This window comes from Priestia sp. YIM B13551 (assembly GCF_042787905.1).
Taxonomy (GTDB): Bacteria; Bacillota; Bacilli; order Bacillales; family Bacillaceae_H; genus Priestia.
Genome location: NZ_JBHZOX010000001.1, coordinates 448,144 through 469,565, shown reverse-complemented (window position 1 = coordinate 469,565; position 21,422 = coordinate 448,144). Strand labels below are relative to the sequence as shown.

Below are 21,422 nucleotides of genomic sequence, written 5' to 3'. Positions count from 1 at the left end.
GTATATTTTCCTTACGAGTTATACTATAATGTTATAAAACATTATAGTATAACTTATATATGAAAGCACTTACAATAAGGGGGTTTCTATATGAAAAAGACAAATTTAATCTTAGCCTCACTTTTAAGTTGTTCTTTAATGCTCGGGGGGTGTGCTGGAAAACAAACGTCTTCAGACTCAGACACAGGAAAGACAACATTAACATTCTTTCACAGATGGCCAAAAGAACCTGAAAAAAGCTACTTTGAAGAAGTTGTAAAAGAATTTGAAAAACAGCACCCTGATATTGATATTAAAACAGAAGCGGTCTTAAACGATTCATATAAAGACAAAATTAAAGTTATGACAGGCACTAATACCCCTCCTGATGTGTACTTTTCTTGGAGCGATGAGTTTGCTAGACAATTTGTCAGAGGAAACAAAGCCTTAGATTTAACCTCTTATTATAAGAAGGATTCAGCGTGGTCTTCCAAGCTTGTTCAATCTCAAATTAAACCATATACCGTTAATAAGAAAATTTACGGTGTTCCTGTCACAATGGATGGGAAAATGTTTTTTTACAACAAAGATATCTTCGATAAATTAGGATTAAAAGCGCCTACAAACTGGAACGAGCTACTAAATGTTTTAAGCGTGTTAAAAAAGAAGCATTATACAGCTTTAGAATTTGGAAGCCAGGATACATGGACCATTTCTCACTACGTAGGAACCTTAAATCAGCGCATGATAAAGCCTGACGTTCTTTCAAAAGACTATAATTCAAAAACTGGGACATTCACGGATAAAGGCTATGTAAAAGCTCTAGAAAAATTAGAAGAATTAGTTCCTTACTTTAATAAAAATACAAATTCGATTGATCATGAATATGCAAGACAACAATTTTCAAATGGAAAAGCAGCTATGTTTTATGCTGAAACCGCTGAAATTAAGCTTTTCGGTCCAACGAAATTTAAGATTGGCATGTTTAATTTTCCTAAAGTAGAGGATGGAAAAGGAAATGCTACTAATTTAACAGGATCACCTGAAGGGTTTATGATTTCTTCTAAAACAAAGCATCCAAAAGAAGCGATGGAATTTCTTGAATTTTTAACATCAAAACAAATGGGTGAAAAGCTAGTAAAAGAAGTAGGGAAATACAGTGCAGTAAATGATACAGCTAACAGCAGTAATTCAACACCGGAGCAATTAGAAGCAGTAGATAATATTTTACAAGCCAAAGAGATGGCTCCATGGTTTGATATGGCAATCGATGCTCGAATTGCAGATGCTTATTTAACAGGGTCTCAGCTTATGCTAAATGGTGATAAAACCCCTAAAGAAGTAATGAAAGATGTGCAAAAAGCTGCAGCGAGTGTTCGTGCTGAATCTAAAAAGTAAGGAAGTGAAAAAGCGATGTTAAAACGCAATAAGCTAACCCCTTATTTATATCTTTTTCCTGCTTTTGCTTTTTTACTACTTGTGTATATCCCTATTTTTCAGAATATTTGGGATAGTCTTTATGAGTGGAGCACATTTTCACCAGACAAAGTTTTTGTAGGAATAGATAATTATGTGCACTTATTTAAAGACCCTGTTTTTTATCAGGCACTCAAAAATAATATTCTTTATGCGGTCATTTCAATTATTTTTCAAGTGGGAGGCGGTCTAATTGTGGCTGCCGTTTTAGAAGATAAACTTATTCGAAAGTTTTCTCCTTTTTTTCGAACGGTTTATTTTTTACCAGTAGTCGTCTCGATGACCGTTATCGCCTTGTTGTTTACTTTTTTTTACAACCCTGAAGTAGGGCTTCTAAATCAAGTGCTTAAAATGATCGGATTAGACTCATTGGCAAAACCTTGGCTAGGAGACAGTAATACAGCTATTTATGCAGTTATTGCTGTATCTCAGTGGCAGTCTATCGGCTATATCGCCATGCTGTATATTGTAGCGATACAAAAAATCTCACCTGAATTGTATGAAGCAGCTGAAATAGACGGCGCTAATAAATTTAAAATGTTCTTTCATATTACTGTACCGCAAACAAAAGAAATGACATTTGTTGCTGTTATTTTAACGCTCACTGGTGCTTTTACAGTATTTAATGAACCTTATATTTTAACTGGAGGCGGACCGGGTACATCATCTGAAGTCCTAAGTACGTATTTATACAAAGCAGCCTTTTCGAAAGATATGATGGGCTACGCTTCCTCAATTGCTACTGTCATTTTAATTATTACGCTGTTGATTTCTCTTGTTCAAATGAAAGCATTTAAAACAGGAAAGGAAGACGCTTGATGCAGATGCCTAAAACAAATGTCACCTTACCTAATGTTGTCAATACAGCCACTAAAGAAAGAAAAAAGAAGAGGTACACAGGTGTAACGATAGTATATGTCGGATTGATCATCTATTTTATCGTCATTGCGTATCCCTTGCTTTGGATGATTATAAGTTCTTTTAAAAGCACGGATGAAATCTTTACTCACAGCTGGTCTATGCCCCATACTTGGCTAATTGAAAATTATGTGACAGCGTGGAAAAGCGGAATATCTTCTTACTTTTTAAACAGTGTGATCGTCACGGGCGCGTCTTGTTTTTTGACGGTCCTGGTCAGTGCGTTAGGAGCTTATGGGCTATCACGCTTTGAGTTTCAAGGAAAAGCTTTTGTCCTTATTATATGTCTCGGAGGGCTTATGCTTTCTCCTCAGGTAAGTTTAATTCCTTTGTATAGCATTATTCAAAAACTTGGAATCTATAATACACACTTAGCACTGATTCTGCCTTATGTTGCTTATCGAATTCCTTTAACCATCTTGCTAATTCGAGCTTATTTTCTTTCGATTCCAAAAGAACTGGAGGAAGCAGCTCGGTTAGATGGATGTACAAGCTTTGGGATTTTATTTCGGATTTTCATTCCAATGAGCACGCCCATTTTATTAACAACGACAATTTTGACAGCTTACTACACATGGAATGAATTTATGTTTGCCATTATCTTTATCGACGACGACAGTTTGCGTACAATCCCAGCAGGATTAATGCAATTTAGAGACGCTTTGCAAACAGATTGGGGGGTATTACTAGCTGGACTGACCATTTCAGCAGCACCGATTGTTATGTTGTTTTTATTTATGCAAAAATATTTTATCCGTGGCATTGCTAACGGGAGTGTTAAATAATAGGAGGATAAGCAGATGAAACTAATTGGAGTAGGGGATAATGTAGTAGATTACTATAAAGACCAAGGGAAGATCTATCCAGGCGGCAACGCACTAAATGTGGCCGTATTTTATAATAGATTGAGCAATCATCAGTCTTCCTATATGGGAATCGTGGGGAATGACGAATCGGCAGAGCATGTAGTCAATACTCTGCAGCAAGAAAAGATGGATATTAGCAGAGTAAGAAGAGCTGTAGGAGAGAATGGAATGGCGGTTGTAACACTTGATGAACAAGGTGATCGGATTTTTGTAGGATCAAATAAAGGGGGCGTTCAATCTAGATTAAAACTAATGCTGAATGAATCGGATTTAACCTATATTCGTCAGCACGATCTTCTTCATACGAGCATTTTTAGTCATTTAGAATCTGACCTTCCACTGTTACATAAAGTCGTTGATATTTCCTTTGATTTTTCTACGAGATACGATGAGGAATATTTACAGCAAGTATGTCCATATATCAGCTATGCATTTTTCTCAGGAAGCAGCCTGCCAGAAGAAGAGTGTATGAATTTAATAAAGCGAGTACACTTGTTAGGAACCAGTGTCGTATGCGTGACAAGAGGAGAAGAGGGAGCTTTATTATCAGTCGAAAACCAATTATTTAAACAGCCTATAATTCCTACAAATGTAGTGGATACGCTTGGGGCTGGAGATTCTTTTATAGCTGGTTTTCTTTCTTCTTACCTACCAGAAAAAAACATAGCCAAAGCCCTCCATAATGGATCATTGGTGGCATCACAAACCTGTCAGAATTACGGAGCATTTGGATATGGAAAAGAATATAATGCAGACTGTGCGATGGTTTTAAAATGAATAAAATAGCGCCTTTGCTTTTAAAGCAAGGCGCTATTTTATTAAGAATTAGAACTGTCTATAGTGAACGTAACGCGATTCGCAGGGTAGTGTAGAAAAGATGAATGAATCGGTCTTTTTTGTGCATCATACGCCACTTTTTCCACTTTAAACAGCGGCTCTCCGACTTCACATTCTAAATGTTTTGCTTCATCCACGTTTGCAAATACCATGTTCAATAATTTTTTATTATGAACCGGAGCAATATTGTACTTATTTTTTATAGTATCGTACATTGAAACTGAATTATGGACGTGCTGATCTAAGTGTGGTAACAATTCTAAGGAGTAGTGAGAAATTTCTAAGGTAAGAGGCTGGTCGTCATAATACAGGATGCGCTGCAGTTCAAGGACTTCACTTTCGGGAGGGATTGATAACATCTTTGCCACATGAGCTTTTACAGTTTTTATACCAAAAGACAAAATTTTAGTCTGCGGTACTTTCCCTAATTCCGACATATACTCTGTATGCCCATTAACAGCAAACAGCTCTCTTTTAGCTTTTGGATATTGAACAAAGGTTCCTTTTCCTTGCTGACGTATTAGAAGGCCTTCTTCTACTAAATCTAATACGGCTTTTCTTACCGTAATCCGACTTACTCCGTATATATCGCACAAATCTGTTTCAATTGGAAGTTTTTCACCCGGAGTATAAACTCCTTTATTAATATCTTCTGTAATAGCCTGTTTTAACTGCATATATAAAGGCGTAGAGCTATGAGTATTTAGCTTCATCTTTTTCCTCCTCTTTTCTAAATACTTTCTTTTGAATATAATTATATTATAACGTAATGTGATGTTATATTACAATTTGCTTTTATTCCTTTTTATCATGTATGTTTGATACAAAAGAAAGAAAGGTTGGCGAATTCAAAGTTCTATAGCATTTACCTTTCTTTTCTATTAATTGAAAACATGGGTAATGGTTAGACAAGCAATAGAAAATATGCAACAATTTTTATTACCAGCTTCTTCAACATAAGATAAAATATAAAGAAGGTAAGAACTTTATAAAAAGGAGATTCCGCCATGGGTGAAAAAAAGAATATTGATATAGGTGGTCTTAGTTTTGCTTGGGATTTAGAAAAAGGACAATTTAGCTTTGAAGGAGAAGATGCAATCCTTTTTTGGATTTCTTCTGCGATGAAAACATTGTTTGACACAATCGAAGAAATATCTGGAGAAGAGGCAGCTTCTGTAGTACTGGAAACCACTGGTTTCCGACAGGGATTAGTAGTAGGAGAGTACTTTCAAAATATGAAAGGCGTAACGGTTTTTGAAGCGGCTGAGTTAATTACAGATACATATGCTTCGGCTGGATGGGGAAAAACCACTATCAAATATTTAAATCCTGAAAGTAAAACTCTATCTGCTGAATTAAAAGACAGTTGGGAACATAAAATTAACGTTGCGCAAAAGAAAACAAAGGGAGGAAATTTTCTTCCGGCCCATTATGCAGGGATTTTTACAGGACTATTCGGAACAAATATTTGGTACAAGGTGATTCAACATCAAATAGAAGGGCATGAATGCACCACAGTAGAATACTTCCCTTCCAACATTGATATCACTCAAAATATTCATCAATTAGCCAGAAGAAAAGAAGCGCAGAAAATAGAACATTTGCAAAACGTTGTAGCAGAAAAAACAGCAGAGTTAAAAGATCTTATTAAAAAGCTTTCTTCTCCTATTATTCCGGTTTTGGAAGGCATAGTCGTCGTTCCTTTGATTGGCAAATACGACGAGGATCGAACGGAAGATTTGATTGTCAATACATTAAATAACCTCCCAAAACATCAGGCTAATTATCTTGTGCTGGATTTAACCGGATTGGATAAAGAACTTACTGAATATACGGCAAGTCTTATTGAAAAATTAGGTGCAGCAGCGTCCCTGATTGGTACGAAAACAATTTTAGTAGGAATTTCTGCTGACTTAGGGTTAGTTATATCAGAGACCCATATTGATTTATCAAAATATGATTGTTTTCAAACATTGCAGCACGGCATTCATTATGCATTGGCACAAAGCGGACGAAGCATCGTTTAAAAGATATATTTGAAATATAACAAAATGCACTCATTCAGCATCATAACAAATCTCTTTATCAAAGAACGGAAATGTATTGAAGGATTTTATTTTTCAAAAGAGGAATTGACATGAAACCAAAAGGTGTTATATTATTTTTATATAAAACTTTTTGGTGTTATTTTTTAAAAAGGAGAATGAAGATAACGATGAATGATAAAAGTGTAGTAGAAGATGTAAAACAGACGATAATATTTAACGCGCCGATTCAAAAAGTTTGGGATAAAGTAGCAACCGCAGAAGGGCTCCAACAATGGTTCATGCCTAATGATTTTCAGCCTCAGGTAGGATATGAATTTCATTTGCAATCGCCTTTTGGACCATCTCCGTGTAAAGTGTTAGAAATAGATGCACCAAACTATCTTTCTTTCTCTTGGGATACGGATGGATGGGTCGTTTCGTTTACCTTAAAAGAAATGGGTAATCAAACTGAATTTACGCTTATTCATAGCGGGTGGAAAGAAGCTGAAACACTTCTTGAAAAAGCAAACGAAAAGAGTTCAGTAGTACGAGATAGAATGAGCTACGGGTGGATTAGTCTCGTAAATGAAAAACTTCGAAAGGTTGTTGAAAACTAAATGACTTCATCAGCTCCCAAGCATGATATCTTTCAAGCCATTGCTGATCCTACTCGAAGAAAAGTACTTGAGCTGCTTTCTGAAAAAGAATTGCCTATTTCAGAAATAACGTCTCATTTTTCAATAAGCCGTACCGCTATTGTCAAGCATCTTCATATACTTTCAGAAGCAGACTTAGTCCATGGACAGAAAAAAGGCAGAGAAAAAGTGTATTATCTTCAGCCAGAGCCTTTAAAAGAAGTACAAGATTGGCTTTCTTACTACGAGCAATTTTGGACGAACAAATTATCTATTCTTCAGCATATTGTTGAAAGAGATGAAGAAGGAAATCAATAGAAAAAGCATAAAAACGTTTTTTATAGGGAATATAGCAAAGCCAGTCGTTAAAAAGACTGGCTGTTTTACATAAAAGCTGGTTTTATTCTAGAAGGACAAATAAAAGAAAGATGCAGAACAACATAGGACATTTCTTGAAATAAAAAGATAGACCTTTAGAAGAAAAAAAGGGGGAAACAGAGCAATGAACAAGCTTTTATTTTACGGGACGAGCGATGCTCAAGGAGTGCCTCGATTATTATGTGACTGTAAAGTATGTACACAAAAAGATCAATTAAATCAGCGCACAAGGCCTAGTGCACAGTTTACAATGGACGGTAACGTGTTTTTGATTGACGTATCACCTGATTTTAAACATCAATTTCATTTATACAATAACAAAAAAATCCCTTCTACTGTTTTTATTACTCATCCTCACAATGACCATGTGGCTGGTTTAGGAGATTTAGCTGATTTATGCTATTGGAATAATGTAAATACAGAAGTCGTAGGAGCGCCTGAAGTCATCAGCGAGTTAACCGAAAGATTTCCTTATCTCGCAAAAAGAAAAGGGCTTACCTTTAAAGGAACGTTAAAATGGGATAGTAGAGAAACAACCATTACGTTTCATAAAGTAAATCACGGATTTAACGGTCATTCCTACGGCATTGTGGTTCATCAAAAACAAGGCGAACGCTGGGCGTATGTATCCGATTCTTTTAATGTGACAAAAGAACAGTGGCAGCCCTTTTACCACTTAGATTTACTGATATTTGGTACATCTTTCTGGAAAGAATATCTTCAAAAAGAAAAAAGATCCGTATATGACGTGACAGAGGCAATGGAGATCAAAGCGAAGCTACAGGCAAAAAACATGGTGTTTACTCATTTATCACATGATATCGATATCCGAAAGCACGCCGAGATGCTCTCAGATGAAAACGTAAGCTTTGCCTATGACGGACGCGAGATTTTATTACCCTAAGTATAGTAATACATAAATGCATAAAAGGTTTCATTTAAAGAAGCAGCGGAGGTAAAGCGCTGCTTCTTTAAGCTTGTAAATTAGATATGTTCGATAAAGTCGATCACAACTTTGTTAAACCGATCGCTTTCTTCGAGAAAAGGGCAGTGGCAGCTGTTCTCAAAAACTTCAAGTACAGAACCTGAAACCAGCTTTTGAATATGTCTTCCAGCTGCTACCGGAATGAGTTTTTCTTCTTTTCCAAAGCACAGTAAGGTAGGGATTGTAATAAACGGGAGAAAATCTCGATAGTCCACAATGGATTGATCAAACAAAATAGCACTGGCTATTGACTCAGGCATTTTCGTTACTTCTTTCATAATCCAATGTTTATCTTCTTCAGTTAATTCATCCTTAAACATAAGCGGAATAAAATTTTTTAATGTACTTGATCGATCAAGCTGAATACCCTGCATAAGCGAAATAAGCGCAGGTAAATCAAATGCACCGATCGGAAAGTCTGGCCATTTAAAGTCTGAAGCCATTTCATCTACAATAATATTCCCTTTTACATTTTCTTCACCAAATTGTTTCAAATATTCCCACACAACAAAAGCACCCATCGACCAGCCTACTAATATGACGTCTTTTAATTGATGAGTGGTTATAAACTCATGCACATCACGAGCATAAGTGGAAATTGTATGGCCATATGGAGTATGACTTGAATTTCCATGTCCTCTTAAATCCAAAAGAATAGTTAGATACTGTTTTGAAAAAAAAGAAAGCTGGTTATGAAAAAAACGACTGCTCATCCAAACTCCGTGAATGAAAATAATAGGTGTTCCTTCCCCTTGTTGTTCATAGTACAAAGTTGCACCGTCTTTTAATGTATAAAAAGGCATCATTTTCGCCCCCCACCTCAAAGATTTATATCTCATCATGTATGCGCGGGAAAATTCATGTAGAACGTATCGAGTCAATAAAATTTTTATTGAAGAATAAATCCTAGAAGTGAACGCTTTGATATGTTATACTATTACAGGCTTAAATACTGTATGTTTTTGAAACAATCATTCACTGTAATGCTTTTTAGATAGAAGCATCCTTATAAAAAGGATGTTGTTTTTGTCGTAATGTACCTTTAAGTAATGAATTGTTACCATCAATTCGGTTCACAATAACCGACCTACATGCATTATATCTTGCAAATATAAACAGATAGGTGGAAGAAGCAACATGACTGAAAGAAAACCATATCAAGTACTACTATATTATTTGTACACACCAATTGAAAATCCTGAAGAGTTCACAGCTCAGCACTTGGCATTTTGTAAAGAGCTTGAATTAAAAGGACGCATTTTAATTGCGGCTGAAGGGATCAATGGAACGGTATCAGGAACAGTTGAACAAACAGATAAATACATGGAAACGATGAAAAATGATCCTCGTTTTGAAGGTATTGTATTTAAAATAGACGAAGCAGATGAACATGCGTTCAAAAAAATGCACGTGCGTCACCGCAAAGAATTAGTAACTCTTCGATTAGAAGAAGATGTGAATCCTCTTCGCGTAACGGGTAATTACTTAAGCCCAAAAGAATTTTATGAAGCGATGCAAGATGAGAATACGGTCGTAATTGATGCAAGAAACGATTATGAATACGATTTAGGTCACTTCCGAGGAGCTGTTCGTCCGGATATTCGAAACTTCCGTGAGCTTCCTGAATGGATTCGCGACAACAAAGATCAGTTTGAAGATAAAAAAATCTTAACGTACTGCACAGGCGGTATTCGCTGTGAAAAATTCTCTGGATGGCTTCTTGAAGAAGGTTTCGAAGATGTAAGCCAGCTTCACGGAGGTATTGTAACATACGGAAAAGATCCTGAAGTACAAGGTGAACTATGGGACGGTCAGTGCTATGTATTTGATGAGCGCATCAGCGTACCAGTTAACCAAAAAGAGCATGTGATTGTCGGAAAAGACCACTTTACCGGCGAGCCTTGTGAACGCTATGTTAACTGCGCAAACCCAGAATGCAATAAGAAAATCTTAGCTTCTGAAGAAAATGAACACAAATATTTACGCGCTTGTTCACATGAATGCCGAGTGAGCCCTCGTAACCGCTATGTAAAAGAACACGGTTTAACAGAAGAAGAGTTTGCAGCACGTGTTAAAGAGCTTGAAAAAGAACACGTAACTTTATAATAAAAAAAGCAGCACGCTATACAAAGCGTGCTGCTTTTTTTATGAAAAGATTCTCTTAGAACCTGGTGTTTAAAGAATGTCATACAACGGGTATTTATGAAAAAGGAAAGATATTCCTAGCTTTTTTAATTTGTTTAAAAGAATATTTTTTTGAGAAAGCGATTATAAAAAAATGGTTGTACATAAAAACGAAAAAGGAGCTTAAAAATGGAAGCAAAAATTGAAAAAAAGTACGATGGCCGTTTGCTTGAAGGACCCCTATGGGATGAAGAAAATCAAAAATTAGTACTAGTAGACATCTTAGATAAAAAGCTTCTTACGTACGATCCAAAAACGACAACCTTAGAAGATATTACTCTTCCTTCAGTCGTTACAAGCGTTTCTAAAACCAATCATTCAAAATTGATTGTCTCCACCCATAATCAGCTGCTTTTGGTTGATAAAAACAAAAAGAATCATGAAGAGTATATCCGTTTAGATACTCTTGAAAAAACCATGCGTTTTAATGACGGGAAATGTGATCCATATAATCGCTTTTGGATTGGAACGATGAGTGAAGAAGATGAAGAAGGAAAAGCCCAGCTGTACGTAGTAGATGAAAAAGGTGTAATTAAGAGTGCTAAAGAAGGATTAAGCGTGTCAAACGGGCTAGCTTGGAATCGAACAGGAGACAAATTCTTTCTAGTCGATTCACCGAAAAATAAAATTATGTCTTATTCATTTTCGAAAGAAACAACAAGGCTCGAAGATGAAAAAGTGGTGATTGACCTTTCAGATATGGACGGGTTTCCTGATGGAATGACAATTGATGAACACGACCGATTATGGGTAGCGCTTTGGGGAGGTTCCAAAGTTATTTGTGTAGATCCAGATAAAGGAGAAATTATAGAATCTATTCATCTTCCTGTTTCCAATGTAACCTGCTGTACATTTGGAGGAGACGATTTACAAACCTTATTTATCACCACAGCTAAGGAAGAAGAAAAATACGAAGAAGCTGCCGGCTCTCTTTTTTCATGCCGAGTAGGAGTAAAAGGCGTGCCGGCTTATACTTACGTATATTAGATAAGCGCTTATCAAAATGTAATGATTCCTAAAGACCAGTAACGAGAGATTTTACATGCAGCTTCTACAATTCCTTTACATTGTGTTCACTTCTTTACATTTTATTCTTTATGTGGAAGAGGAATAAAATATGGGGACAACGAATTTCCATAAAGAAGCCTTTTAAAGAATATGAACACTTCTGTTGGGTAATAATGGGGAAAGGTACAAAAGGAGGAATTGTTTTGGAACAAACATTGTATGAAAAAGTGGGCGGACAAGAAGCTATTGAAAAAGTAGTTGATTATTTTTATTCTGAACTCGTATTAAAAGACGAAACGGTCAGTCACTTTTTCGAGCATACGGACATGGATAAACAGCGTCGACATCAAGCCAAGTTTATAAGTTTTGCCTTAGGTGGCCCGAATCAATATTCAGGAAAGTCGATGGCCAAAGCACATACAAATATGAATATTCAACCCGAACATTTTAATGCAATTGCTAAGCATCTTCACGATGCACTTGCTCACTTTAATGTTGAAGAGTCTGATATTGACCAAGCATTAAGTAAAGTTGAATCCCTAAGAAATGATATTCAATATAAATAAATCAAAAAAAAGAAGGTGACTGTGACCTTCTTTTTTTATGCTCAAAGCTGTGATGTATGAAGGAAACATGGAAAAGACATCGTAATATGATAAAAATGCAATAGGTGAAAATATTCATCGAAAGTCTGGGAGTGGGAGTATGTCAGCAATTAATGGGAAGCAATACGTAGAGAGAATTAATCAATTAAAAGCAAATGTATGGGTTGATGGCAAGCTCGTAACAGGCGATATATCAGAACATCCGGCTTTTAAAGGAGCCATTAACAGTCAAGCTAAGCTTTATGATCTTCAGCATGATAAAAAAATCAAAGATATCATGACATACCAATCTCCGGCTTCTAAGAAATTCGTTGGTACATCTTATTTACAGCCTAAAACAAAAGAAGAGTTAAAAAAAAGACGAGAGATGACTCAGCAATGGGCGCAATTAACCCATGGTATGATGGGAAGAAGTCCAGATTATATGAATACCGTATTGATGGCTTTTGCATCCTCTGCAGAACTCCTGAGAGGAACAGAAAATTGCTTTCCTGAAAACATCATTTCTTATTATGAATATGTGAGAGAGCACGACTTATCGCTCACTCATACATTCATCGATCCTCAAGTCAATCGAATCCAATTTTATTACGAGCAAAACGACGAACCGATAGCAGCAAAAATAGTTGATAAAAACAATGAGGGAATCGTTATCCAAGGCGCGAAACTGCTTGCTACACAGGGTGGAATGACGGATGAGCTACTCGTACTGTCTTCAGGGGGCATTCAAGGAAAAGAAAAAGGATTTGCTTTTTCGATTCCAAGTAATACAAAAGGAATTAAATTTATTTGTAGAGAATCATTTGCAGGAAAAGATTCGACGTTTGATTATCCATTAAGTTCTAGATTTGAAGAAATGGATACAATTGTTGTCTTTGACCATGTATTAGTACCGTGGAACCGCGTGTTTTTCTATGAAAATGTAGACGTATCAAATACATTTCTTTCTTCTAGTTCCTTCTCAGCTTTTGCTCTGCATCAAGTAAGTTCAAGGAGAATTGTCAAAACAGAGTTTGTATTAGGGATTGTACAATCTCTGATTGAGACCATTAACATTACGGACTATCCGCATGTGCGAGAAAAAGCAACGGAGCTTATTATTGCGTTAGAAACGATGAAAGCCCTCGTGATGAAAGCAGAAGAAGAAGCGGAGATTGATCCATGGGGATACATGCGTCCGAATGAAACTACACTTCGTATTGCCGCAAATATATTTTCAAAAACATATCCTACCTTTACAGAGATTATCCAGCTTTTAGGTGCAAGCGGACTAATGGCAATACCAACAGAAAATATGTGCCGCTCATTGGTTAAAGAAGATATTACGCGTTATTTGCAAGCTAAAACAAGAGGGGCAGAAGATCGAATTAAGCTTTTTCGACTAGCGTGGGATTTAACTATGAGTCCGTTTGGCACAAGAGAAACGCTGTATGAACGTTTTTTCTTTGGGGAGCCTGTACAGTTAACCAGTTATCTGTACTTGTCTTATGATAAAGAGCGCTATGTACAGAGAGTAACCGATTTTTTGAAAAGTTAACGGAGAAAACGAATCTCCGCTGGGTATGATAGTTTAGTTACAAAAACAGCGGAGATGCTTATTGAATAAATTTGAAAAATCTACAATAATTTTCAGGGAATCATTTCTGTGAAAATACTAAGGAATACTATAAAGATAGGATGTTACAATGAAGCAATTAATCTATTTTGGTTTAGAACAAGCAAAATCTTGTGTTTTTCCTGTTATCATTTTTCTTACATTGGCCATGACAAAAATAATTGAAGTACCGTTTATTTCCAGATATGACCTTATTTTATTAGTCTGTCTAGGAACTCAAGTTTTAATGGTGATGTTTAAACGAGAAACGCTTGATGAAGTAAAAGTCATCGCAGTATTTCATTTAATTGGACTAGCATTAGAATTCTACAAAGTTCATATGGGATCATGGAGCTATCCAGAAAAAGCTTTCACTAAAGTCTGGGGTGTTCCGCTGTACAGCGGATTTATGTATGCTAGTGTAGCCAGCTACATGTGCCAAGTGTGGAGAAGGCTTGAATTAAAGCTTACGAATTGGCCTTCTACGTGGATCGTCAGTATACTAAGTATGGCTATTTACCTTAATTTTTTCACGCATCATTTTATTTACGACTTCCGCTGGTTTTTAAAACTTTTTACTTTACTTATTTTTTATCGAACTTTTGTATATTTTACGGTTAACAAACGTACATATCGCATGCCTGTAGCACTGTCTTTTGTACTGATTGGCTTTTTCATTTGGATCGCTGAAAATATCGCAACATTTTTCGGGGCATGGCAGTATCCAGATCAACAGCAGCAGTGGACAATGGTTCATATAAGTAAAATTAGCTCTTGGCTTCTTCTTGTGATTGTTAGTTTCTTGATTGTTGCTTTACTAAAGCATTTAAAAGAAAATCAAAGCCAATTTAAACAAAGGAAGAAATCAAAAGAAACAAACGAAATATATGAAAGATAGAAACATAACTATGTACACGCTGTTAATATGAAGTGCAGAATCCTTGGAGGCTTATATGCAAGAATATATTTTTTATCTTCCCTATTTTAAATCAGCGGGGAAGACCGTAGCAGTTACAAATGAAAATGGAGAAAACGTCGGACAACTTAAGAGAATGCATAAAAATATGTGGACTAAAAGTATTGATTTTTTAACTCGTGATGGACTTCCAGTTTTAGATTCTATTTCTTGGTTTCCTATCTTTTCCTGCGGCTTAAAGGTACATTTACAAGTTCAATGGGAAGGAAGAACGGTGCTTATTGATCACGTGAAAAAACACCGGTGGGTGATAAAAGAAAATGGAAAAACAGTGGGGGATCTATTAGGTAAAGGAATAATTAAAAACGAAGGACAACAAGAAATTAGATGGGGAAATAACGTCTACATGTTAAGCAGTCATGAAGCCGCAGAGGAAGCGTGTATTTTTAATCAAAAAAGAGAAAAAGTCGCAGAGTTTAAATCAGACCTTTTTCATTTTAAAGAAGGCAAACACTCAATAAGAGTAATAGAAGAACTGCCCGTACCCATTTTTATCGCTTCTTACTATATAACTACTTTTATTATGCCATACATATAATCAGGCGCAGAATGATTCTGCGCCTGATTTTTATATCATGATTTTACAAATATCATTTGTGAATTCAACGGGATCACTAATAGATAAGCCTTCAATTAGAAGAGCTTGGTTATATAATAAATTTGTATAAAGGTCTAATTTCCCTTTATCACTTTCAAATGCATCTTTTAAAGAAGCGAATACATCATGATTTACGTTAATTTCTAACACTTTCTCTGCTTTTACATGCTGATTATCAGGCATAGCACTTAAAATTTTCTCCATTTCAATCGTTACTTCACCATCAGCTGATAAGCAAACGGGATGTGTTTTTAAACGTTTAGACGCGCGCACATCTCCTACTTTTCCCGCCAAAGCTTTTTTCATATAGTCAAATAGCTCTTTATTTTCTCTTTCCTCAGACTCATTGATCTGTTCTTCTTCTGCTTCAATCCCTAAGTTACTGCTTGAAACAGATTTAAATTCTTTTTCTTCGTACGTCATTAACATTTTAATGGCAAATTCATCGATATCTTCTGTAAAATACAGAATTTCGTACCCTTTATCTGCAACCAATTCTGCTTGAGGAAGTTTTTCAATTCGGTCGTACGATTCGCCTGATGCATAATAGATATACTTTTGATCCTCAGGCATGCGCGATACATACTCATCTAGTGTTACGAGCTTTTTCTCTGTAGAAGAATAGAATAAAAGCAGGTCTTTTAATACGTCTTTGTTGCTGCCAAAGTCACTGTAAACGCCGTACTTCAGCTGGCGGCCAAATGATTTATAAAACTTCTCGAACTTTTCACGTTCGTTTTTAAGCAAGCTTTTTAATTCATTTTTGATTTTCTTGCCGATGTTTTTGGCAATCAGCTGAAGCTGGCGGTCTTGCTGCAAAATTTCACGTGAAATATTAAGGGATAAATCTTCAGAATCTACCATACCTTTTACAAAGCTAAAGTAATCTGGAAGAAGGTCTGCACATTTATTCATAATTAAGACGCCGTTTGAATACAGTTCAAGCCCTTTTTCAAATTCTTTTGAGTAGTAGTCAAACGGACTATTTTCTGGAATAAATAAAATGGCATTGTAGCGAATCGTTCCATCCACATTAATATGAAGGTGAGTGAGCGGTTTATCAAATCCGTAGCGCTTTTCTGAATAAAACTGCTCATAGTCTTCTGAAGTCAATTCATTTTTGTTTTTCTTCCAGATCGGTACCATACTGTTGATAACTTGCTCTTCTGTATAATCTTCTAGCTCGTTATCAGAACCTTCTTTAGGACGTTTTTCCGTTATGTCCATTTTAATCGGGTAGCGGATAAAGTCTGAATACTTTTTAATGATCTCTTTTAAACGATACTCTTCTAGATACTCATCATATGTTTCATCTTCTGTATTTTCTTTAATTTTTAAAATGATTTGAGTCCCAACCGTTTCTTTTTCGCAAGGTTCGATTGTATAACCATCGGCACCAGTAGATTCCCATTTATAGGCTTCACCGCTGCCTAACGCTTTACTAATCACCGTTACGACATCTGCCACCATAAACGCTGCGTAAAACCCAACGCCGAATTGGCCGATAATCGTGTGCCCGTCCTTTGTTTCATTTTCGTTTTTAAACGCAAGGGAACCGCTTCGCGCAATTGTGCCCAAGCTGCTTTCAAGCTCTTCTTGCGTCATGCCAATCCCAGTATCCGTAATGGTTAAGATACGGTTAGTTTTATCTGGTATTACTTTTATGTAATAGCTTTCTTTGTTAAAACGCAAGGAGTCGTCTGTTAAAGCTTTGTAATAAATTTTATCGATTGCATCGCTTGAATTTGATAGAAGTTCTCTCAAAAATACTTCTTTTTGAGAATAGATGGAATTAATCATCATCTCTAATAATCGCTTTGATTCGGCTTTGAATTCTTTTTTTGACATAAGAAGTTCTCCTTTCCAAATAGGGCTTGTAAAACAATTAGCACTTGAGTGGATAGAGTGCTAATCACTCTTCTTATTTAACATGTATTAGGGTATTTGTCAATATATTAGGAGATTCACTAAAGAGATTAAAAATTAGACTGAAAAAAGCAAACTTTTAAAAAAAGGTTGAACGTTCTGAAAGAGTTTGCTAGAATATACTTAATTTCAAAGACTATATGTGACTGGCGAAACGCGGATAACCGTGAGGAAGCATATAGTGACGTAGCCGTTCGCCTGGGCAGAGGTAAGGGATTAATACATATCTCTTACCTCTTTCTGTTTAGGGGGAGAGGATATAGAAGTTACCAGACATGTAGGCTAAAAAACCAGACTTTTAAAAAAATTAAAAACGAAGTTCCTTTATTCAAAGGTAAAAACATGTAAAACTACGATGATAATCAGAGGAGAGTACAAAATGAGCACATTAACATTGGAAAAAGTACAAACAATCAAAACATTAAACAACATTGCACAAAAAGGTCTAAATGTTTTTAATCAAGAAGGTTATCAAATTGACAATGACAGCGAAAACCCAGATGCGATTGTCGTGCGTAGCTTTAACATGCACAGCATGGCATTTGACCAAAATTTAAAAGCTATTGCACGAGCTGGAGCAGGGGTTAATAATATACCAGTGGACGCTTGCACGGAGCAAGGTATCGTTGTATTTAATACGCCAGGAGCTAATGCAAACGCAGTAAAAGAAATGGTTTTAACTACAATTATGGCTTCTTCTCGTAACTTATTTGCTGGAGTTGAATGGACAAAAGGATTAGACGGCCAAGGTGATCAAATTCCTAAGTTAGTTGAAGCAGGCAAAAAACAGTTTGTTGGAAAAGAAATCAAAGGTAAAACGTTAGGCGTTATTGGTTTAGGTGCAATTGGTGCTCTTGTAGCAAACGATGCGCTTGATTTAGATATGGACGTAATTGGTTTTGATCCATTCATTTCTGTTAATACAGCTTGGAATTTGTCTCGCAACGTACAGCGTGCAATGTCTCTAGAAGAACTATTTGCAGCATCTGACTATATTACGGTTCACGTTCCATTAACGGACGATACAAAAGGTGTTTTCAATAAAGAAACGTTTAGCATCATGAAACCAGATGTTCATATCTTGAACTTCTCACGCGGTGAGCTTGTAAACGAAGAAGATATGAAAGCTGCTCTTGAAAGTGGAAAAGTTGGCCGATACATTACAGATTTCCCAAATCAAAATGTCTTGAACATGAAAAATGTTGTGCCAATTCCTCATTTAGGGGCATCAACTCAAGAATCAGAAGAAAACTGCGCGGTAATGGCAGCACGTCAAGTGAAAAATTTCTTAGAAACAGGAAACGTTAAAAACTCAGTGAACTTCCCGAATGCATCTCTTCCTTACACTGGGAAAAAACGCGTAGCTGCTTTCCATCACAACGTGCCGAATATGGTAGGACAACTTACGCAAGTATTCTCAAACTACAATTTAAACATCGCAGATATGGTGAACAGAAGCCGCGGTGAATATGCGTATACAATGATCGATATTGACAATCAAGTAAGTGACGAGATTGTGCCTGAGCTAGAAGAAAAAATTGGTCAAATTGAAGGAATTATTACAAGTCGTATTATCTAATTTGGTTCCCATCATATTTTAGTGTTTCAGCCCTAACTTTTCTAAGTTAGGGCTGTTTTTACATGGTGTTTACCTCATATCATTTCCTTTATTCTCATAGCATATAGAAATACCTTTAAAGAGGTGAACGTTTTGTCAGGAGAACTGATAGGAATTTTGATAGGGTCGCTCATCGCGCTGGCAGGAACATTCATTACGTCTGTCGTAGCTATAGTGATGTCGAAAGAGCAATACAAACAAGAGCTTCGCAAAGCATTTATCCAAAAGAAAGTTGATGCCTATACCCATGTGTGTCAAGTTATTCTAGCTATAAAAAATGATTTACTTACAAAAACCGTTTCTTCAGCCGGCTTAAACTGGACGGCTCAATCTATTAATAAACTAGCAGATGTGTGTATTACGGAAGGACTATGGATCGATGAAGAAGACAGCAAAAAGTTGGAGGTTCTGCAGAAGCAGCTTTCAAAGTTTGTATTTGATGAAATAGAACTGTCTAGACATGATATCCTCACAACCTGTTATAAAATTGTTGAATATTGTGAAAAAAAGGTAAGGATTCTTCATTTTATGACCACAAAAGAATAGGTGATTACTACTTTAAGAAGTGATAGTAGAAATATTAAAAAAGCATTGGAATATAAAATTACAAAACAATCCGTTTATATACCAGCAGCCGACGAGGACATTAGTAAGTAATGAAGACGGTAAATTTATCTTTTCAAATAACGGTTCCTACGTTATTTTTCTAGTTTCTCCGGGAAATAAAGAAATTAAAGCTGAAATTGCATATAGATGTTTTGAAAAAAAACGTAAGAAGGACTGTTAACTGAATAGGTCTTAGCGATTGTATGAGAAGTGTATGAGCTATTCCATATTTAGTACAGTTCTTAACAAACAGTAAGTGTTTATGAAAAGAACTTTGCAGCAGCATACAAAGTTCTTTTTTATAGCTTGCGTTTTTTCGTTCGATTGTGGATATAACCAAAGAAAAACAAAGCAAGCAAAAGTATAATTCCGACTAAACAAGCGATTTGAATGGTATTTAAGGATGTTGAGGACTCAAGGATTAAAGCGATAATACATAAAACTAAGCCACCTAGTACAATAGCAAATCGATTAACACTGTATAAAAAACGAATGCCGTATTTTTTATATAGCAGCAGGGAGGAAGCAAAAAGACGACTGTTATAGAACGAATGCCAAATACAGCTGATATACTAATCACCTCTTTGTAGAATGAAGTAACCTTTTTGTCCAGGTAAGGGTAAGCATCCTTAACATCTCACGTTAATGTCTAAATTCACATTATCTTAAGTTTCAATTCATACTGGCTTCATATAAATTAATCATACTGAATGTATTAATGAAAGATATGAGGTGGAATAATGCTAAACAAGCTTTTTAAACTATTTACATCAGAAACCGAGATATCTAAAGATAAAGAAGTAGATCTCCACGAAGAGAGAGATTTTAACGAAGTTTGTGATGATCATTTCATTATAGATGAGTATTAGAAACCCTACAAAATGCTGCAAAAGTTAAAGAATGGATTGAGTATATCTGTATAACCAGTAATTGCACAAGGGCCGTAAAGGTATACTTTTACGGCCGATTAATATTGATGAATTGCTTTTCACATGAAACAATGTGAAAAAAATGGGCATCCTAGAAGCAAAAGGAGGGGATAGAATGGGCAAAGAACCAAATGATGAAACAAGTGAAGGGCTGAATCAGCTTTTTGAAATCATCAATGCAAAAGGCGACGAGGGCGAACTTAGAGAAATTGTCAGCAGGAGCAGTGAAAAGAATAATCATAAAAATCATGAGGATCAATCGTAAAAAGAAAATAAAAAACCTCTTCATGGAAATCATGAAGAGGTCAGATGAAATAGTATTGCAACCATTCCATCCTGCAGAGTTTTAAAGTATTTTAAACTCTTGATACGACTGGTTTTATGGAACTGATGGGATTCGAACCCACGACCCCTTGTCTGCCAGACAAGTATTCTCCCACTGAACTACAGTCCCGATTATGTAGAGCCTTTATTGCGTGTTGACTCTACTATATTTTAATACGTATGCCGCGCGTTCGCAATAGTTATTTTCAGTGTTTTCTAATTTCTTCATATGAATATTAACTTCTAAAAAAATCATTTACTTCTTGTTTGTACGTATAAAAAAAACTTGGAATTTGGCTTGGTTCCAATCCTTTTGCAGCGTATTTGCTGATGGATTCGTAGTACCATTTCTGCTTTTCGAATCCTCTTTTAAAGCTATTCCAAATCGTATCTCCTTGCTGATCGTAGCTTTCTTTTAAAGACCGTAAATTGTCTAATTTATCTGCTACAATTAAAGATTTCACTTCAAGAGAACCAGTTTTCACAATTTGAATTGTATGCTGTTTACGTTCTTCCCAGCTTTTTGATTTGTTTTCTGTATGAGCTTCAACAATCCCCGCTACCTCTAAACCAAATCTTTGTACAATTTCTTCGAGTGTTACACTTGTATCTTCTACAGCATCATGCAGATAAGCTGCTGCAATTACTTCTTCACTAAAACCCGCTTTTTCTAAAATATTACCTACGTTAATAGGGTGAACAATATAAGGTGTATCGGACAGCTTGCGCATTTGGCCGCTATGAGCGTGTTCTGCATATCTACGTGCTTCTTTTATTAAAGACATCATATTCCTCCACTTTTTTTATACAGTATATCTTCATATTATTAGTATAAACGAATATAGCTCTCCTCACTTTATAAAATTGCGCAAATTCATTTCTTATAATAAGGTAAGGCTATCAAAAGCCCTTGTTATTGTACGGTTTTTTATAAAGCCTAATAGCTATTTAAT

Annotated in this window: 23 protein-coding genes, 1 tRNA gene and 1 riboswitch; of the genes, 19 read left to right on the top strand and 5 right to left on the bottom strand. The window is 35.9% G+C overall.

Annotated features, from left to right (window positions below; all coding sequences use genetic code 11):
* Positions 1–90: 90 nt before the first annotated feature.
* Genes ACFX4N_RS02460 through ACFX4N_RS02445 form a run of 4 tightly spaced genes read left to right on the top strand, consistent with a single transcriptional unit; the run spans position 91 to position 4,016 of the window.
* Positions 91–1,377 carry an ABC transporter substrate-binding protein gene (locus ACFX4N_RS02460; RefSeq protein ID WP_377260799.1) on the top strand — a complete coding sequence of 429 codons (1,287 nt, stop codon included), beginning with the start codon at positions 91–93 and terminating at the stop codon, positions 1,375–1,377.
* 15 nt (positions 1,378–1,392) lie between these two features.
* Positions 1,393–2,274 carry a carbohydrate ABC transporter permease gene (locus ACFX4N_RS02455; protein ID WP_013057103.1) on the top strand — a complete coding sequence of 294 codons (882 nt, stop codon included), beginning with the start codon at positions 1,393–1,395 and terminating at the stop codon, positions 2,272–2,274.
* Entirely contained in the window at positions 2,274–3,158 is an 885-nt protein-coding gene (locus ACFX4N_RS02450) for a carbohydrate ABC transporter permease (RefSeq protein ID WP_013057104.1), read from the top strand. The genes ACFX4N_RS02455 and ACFX4N_RS02450 overlap by 1 nt, the downstream gene beginning before the upstream one ends.
* 15 nt (positions 3,159–3,173) lie before the next feature.
* Positions 3,174–4,016 (top strand): fructoselysine 6-kinase, encoded by an 843-nt coding sequence (locus tag ACFX4N_RS02445; protein ID WP_013057105.1) that lies wholly within the window; start codon positions 3,174–3,176, stop codon positions 4,014–4,016.
* A gap of 41 nt (positions 4,017–4,057) precedes the next feature.
* On the opposite strand, the gene ACFX4N_RS02440 is transcribed toward ACFX4N_RS02445, so the two are convergent.
* Positions 4,058–4,789 (bottom strand): GntR family transcriptional regulator, encoded by a 732-nt coding sequence (locus ACFX4N_RS02440; RefSeq protein WP_063671622.1) that lies wholly within the window; start codon positions 4,787–4,789, stop codon positions 4,058–4,060.
* Positions 4,790–5,083: 294 nt separating this feature from the next.
* On the opposite strand from ACFX4N_RS02440, the gene ACFX4N_RS02435 reads away from it, so the two are divergent.
* The 4 genes from ACFX4N_RS02435 to ACFX4N_RS02420 all read left to right on the top strand — a co-directional run bounded on the left by ACFX4N_RS02435 (position 5,084) and on the right by ACFX4N_RS02420 (position 8,020).
* On the top strand, positions 5,084–6,103 hold the full coding sequence (locus ACFX4N_RS02435) for an STAS domain-containing protein (protein ID WP_055990897.1): 1,020 nt from the start codon (positions 5,084–5,086) through the stop codon (positions 6,101–6,103).
* 188 nt (positions 6,104–6,291) lie between these two features.
* Positions 6,292–6,720: an SRPBCC family protein gene (locus ACFX4N_RS02430; RefSeq protein ID WP_097823383.1), complete on the top strand. Its 429-nt coding sequence runs from the start codon at positions 6,292–6,294 to the stop codon at positions 6,718–6,720.
* A complete protein-coding gene (locus ACFX4N_RS02425) occupies positions 6,721–7,056 on the top strand; it encodes an ArsR/SmtB family transcription factor (RefSeq protein ID WP_013057109.1) in 336 nt (111 codons plus the stop codon).
* A 184-nt stretch (positions 7,057–7,240) separates the two neighbouring features.
* Complete coding sequence (locus ACFX4N_RS02420) at positions 7,241–8,020, top strand: MBL fold metallo-hydrolase (protein WP_013057110.1); 780 nt, start codon at positions 7,241–7,243, stop codon at positions 8,018–8,020.
* Positions 8,021–8,100: 80 nt separating this feature from the next.
* On the opposite strand, the gene ACFX4N_RS02415 is transcribed toward ACFX4N_RS02420, so the two are convergent.
* Complete coding sequence (locus ACFX4N_RS02415; RefSeq protein ID WP_301264629.1) at positions 8,101–8,904, bottom strand: alpha/beta fold hydrolase; 804 nt, start codon at positions 8,902–8,904, stop codon at positions 8,101–8,103.
* Between the two features lie 334 nt (positions 8,905–9,238).
* On the opposite strand from ACFX4N_RS02415, the gene trhO reads away from it, so the two are divergent.
* The 7 genes from trhO (at position 9,239) to ACFX4N_RS02380 (ending at position 15,006) form a co-directional block, all read left to right on the top strand.
* Entirely contained in the window at positions 9,239–10,207 is a 969-nt protein-coding gene (trhO, locus tag ACFX4N_RS02410) for an oxygen-dependent tRNA uridine(34) hydroxylase TrhO (protein WP_055990891.1), read from the top strand.
* Between the two features lie 65 nt (positions 10,208–10,272).
* Positions 10,273–10,431 (top strand): hypothetical protein, encoded by a 159-nt coding sequence (locus ACFX4N_RS02405; RefSeq protein ID WP_211079642.1) that lies wholly within the window; start codon positions 10,273–10,275, stop codon positions 10,429–10,431.
* Positions 10,415–11,272, top strand: a complete 858-nt coding sequence (locus tag ACFX4N_RS02400) for an SMP-30/gluconolactonase/LRE family protein (RefSeq protein ID WP_053487279.1) — start codon at positions 10,415–10,417, stop codon at positions 11,270–11,272. The genes ACFX4N_RS02405 and ACFX4N_RS02400 overlap by 17 nt, the downstream gene beginning before the upstream one ends.
* Before the next feature lie 224 nt (positions 11,273–11,496).
* Positions 11,497–11,859: a group I truncated hemoglobin gene (locus ACFX4N_RS02395; protein WP_098196502.1), complete on the top strand. Its 363-nt coding sequence runs from the start codon at positions 11,497–11,499 to the stop codon at positions 11,857–11,859.
* 139 nt (positions 11,860–11,998) lie between these two features.
* Positions 11,999–13,435 (top strand): 4-hydroxyphenylacetate 3-monooxygenase, oxygenase component, encoded by a 1,437-nt coding sequence (hpaB, locus tag ACFX4N_RS02390; protein ID WP_377260793.1) that lies wholly within the window; start codon positions 11,999–12,001, stop codon positions 13,433–13,435.
* 148 nt (positions 13,436–13,583) lie between these two features.
* Positions 13,584–14,390, top strand: a complete 807-nt coding sequence (locus ACFX4N_RS02385; RefSeq protein WP_192100415.1) for a DUF817 domain-containing protein — start codon at positions 13,584–13,586, stop codon at positions 14,388–14,390.
* Between the two features lie 55 nt (positions 14,391–14,445).
* The gene (locus tag ACFX4N_RS02380; RefSeq protein WP_098548364.1) at positions 14,446–15,006 is read left to right on the top strand and encodes a tubby C-terminal domain-like protein; all 561 of its coding nucleotides are present in this window, start codon (positions 14,446–14,448) and stop codon (positions 15,004–15,006) included.
* 30 nt (positions 15,007–15,036) lie between these two features.
* Here ACFX4N_RS02380 and htpG read toward each other — a convergent pair whose 3' ends face one another.
* Positions 15,037–16,914, bottom strand: a complete 1,878-nt coding sequence (gene htpG / locus ACFX4N_RS02375; RefSeq protein ID WP_098901051.1) for a molecular chaperone HtpG — start codon at positions 16,912–16,914, stop codon at positions 15,037–15,039.
* Positions 16,915–17,124: 210 nt separating this feature from the next.
* Positions 17,125–17,203: riboswitch (ZMP/ZTP riboswitch) on the top strand.
* A 168-nt stretch (positions 17,204–17,371) separates the two neighbouring features.
* On the opposite strand from htpG, the gene ACFX4N_RS02370 reads away from it, so the two are divergent.
* The 4 genes from ACFX4N_RS02370 (at position 17,372) to ACFX4N_RS02355 (ending at position 20,410) form a co-directional block, all read left to right on the top strand.
* The gene (locus ACFX4N_RS02370; RefSeq protein WP_013057119.1) at positions 17,372–18,571 is read left to right on the top strand and encodes a phosphoglycerate dehydrogenase; all 1,200 of its coding nucleotides are present in this window, start codon (positions 17,372–17,374) and stop codon (positions 18,569–18,571) included.
* Positions 18,572–18,703: 132 nt separating this feature from the next.
* Positions 18,704–19,156 carry a hypothetical protein gene (locus ACFX4N_RS02365; protein ID WP_057236556.1) on the top strand — a complete coding sequence of 151 codons (453 nt, stop codon included), beginning with the start codon at positions 18,704–18,706 and terminating at the stop codon, positions 19,154–19,156.
* A 19-nt stretch (positions 19,157–19,175) separates the two neighbouring features.
* A complete protein-coding gene (locus ACFX4N_RS02360; RefSeq protein ID WP_328143203.1) occupies positions 19,176–19,397 on the top strand; it encodes a DUF6143 family protein in 222 nt (73 codons plus the stop codon).
* An 863-nt stretch (positions 19,398–20,260) separates the two neighbouring features.
* Positions 20,261–20,410 (top strand): hypothetical protein, encoded by a 150-nt coding sequence (locus tag ACFX4N_RS02355; RefSeq protein WP_013057122.1) that lies wholly within the window; start codon positions 20,261–20,263, stop codon positions 20,408–20,410.
* A 117-nt stretch (positions 20,411–20,527) separates the two neighbouring features.
* Here the strand turns inward: ACFX4N_RS02355 and ACFX4N_RS02350 are convergent.
* Together ACFX4N_RS02350 and ACFX4N_RS02345 are read right to left on the bottom strand one after the other, a co-directional pair.
* Positions 20,528–20,599 (bottom strand) — tRNA-Ala (locus ACFX4N_RS02350).
* 106 nt (positions 20,600–20,705) lie between these two features.
* Positions 20,706–21,254: an HD domain-containing protein gene (locus ACFX4N_RS02345; protein WP_013057123.1), complete on the bottom strand. Its 549-nt coding sequence runs from the start codon at positions 21,252–21,254 to the stop codon at positions 20,706–20,708.
* Positions 21,255–21,422: the final 168 nt, after the last annotated feature.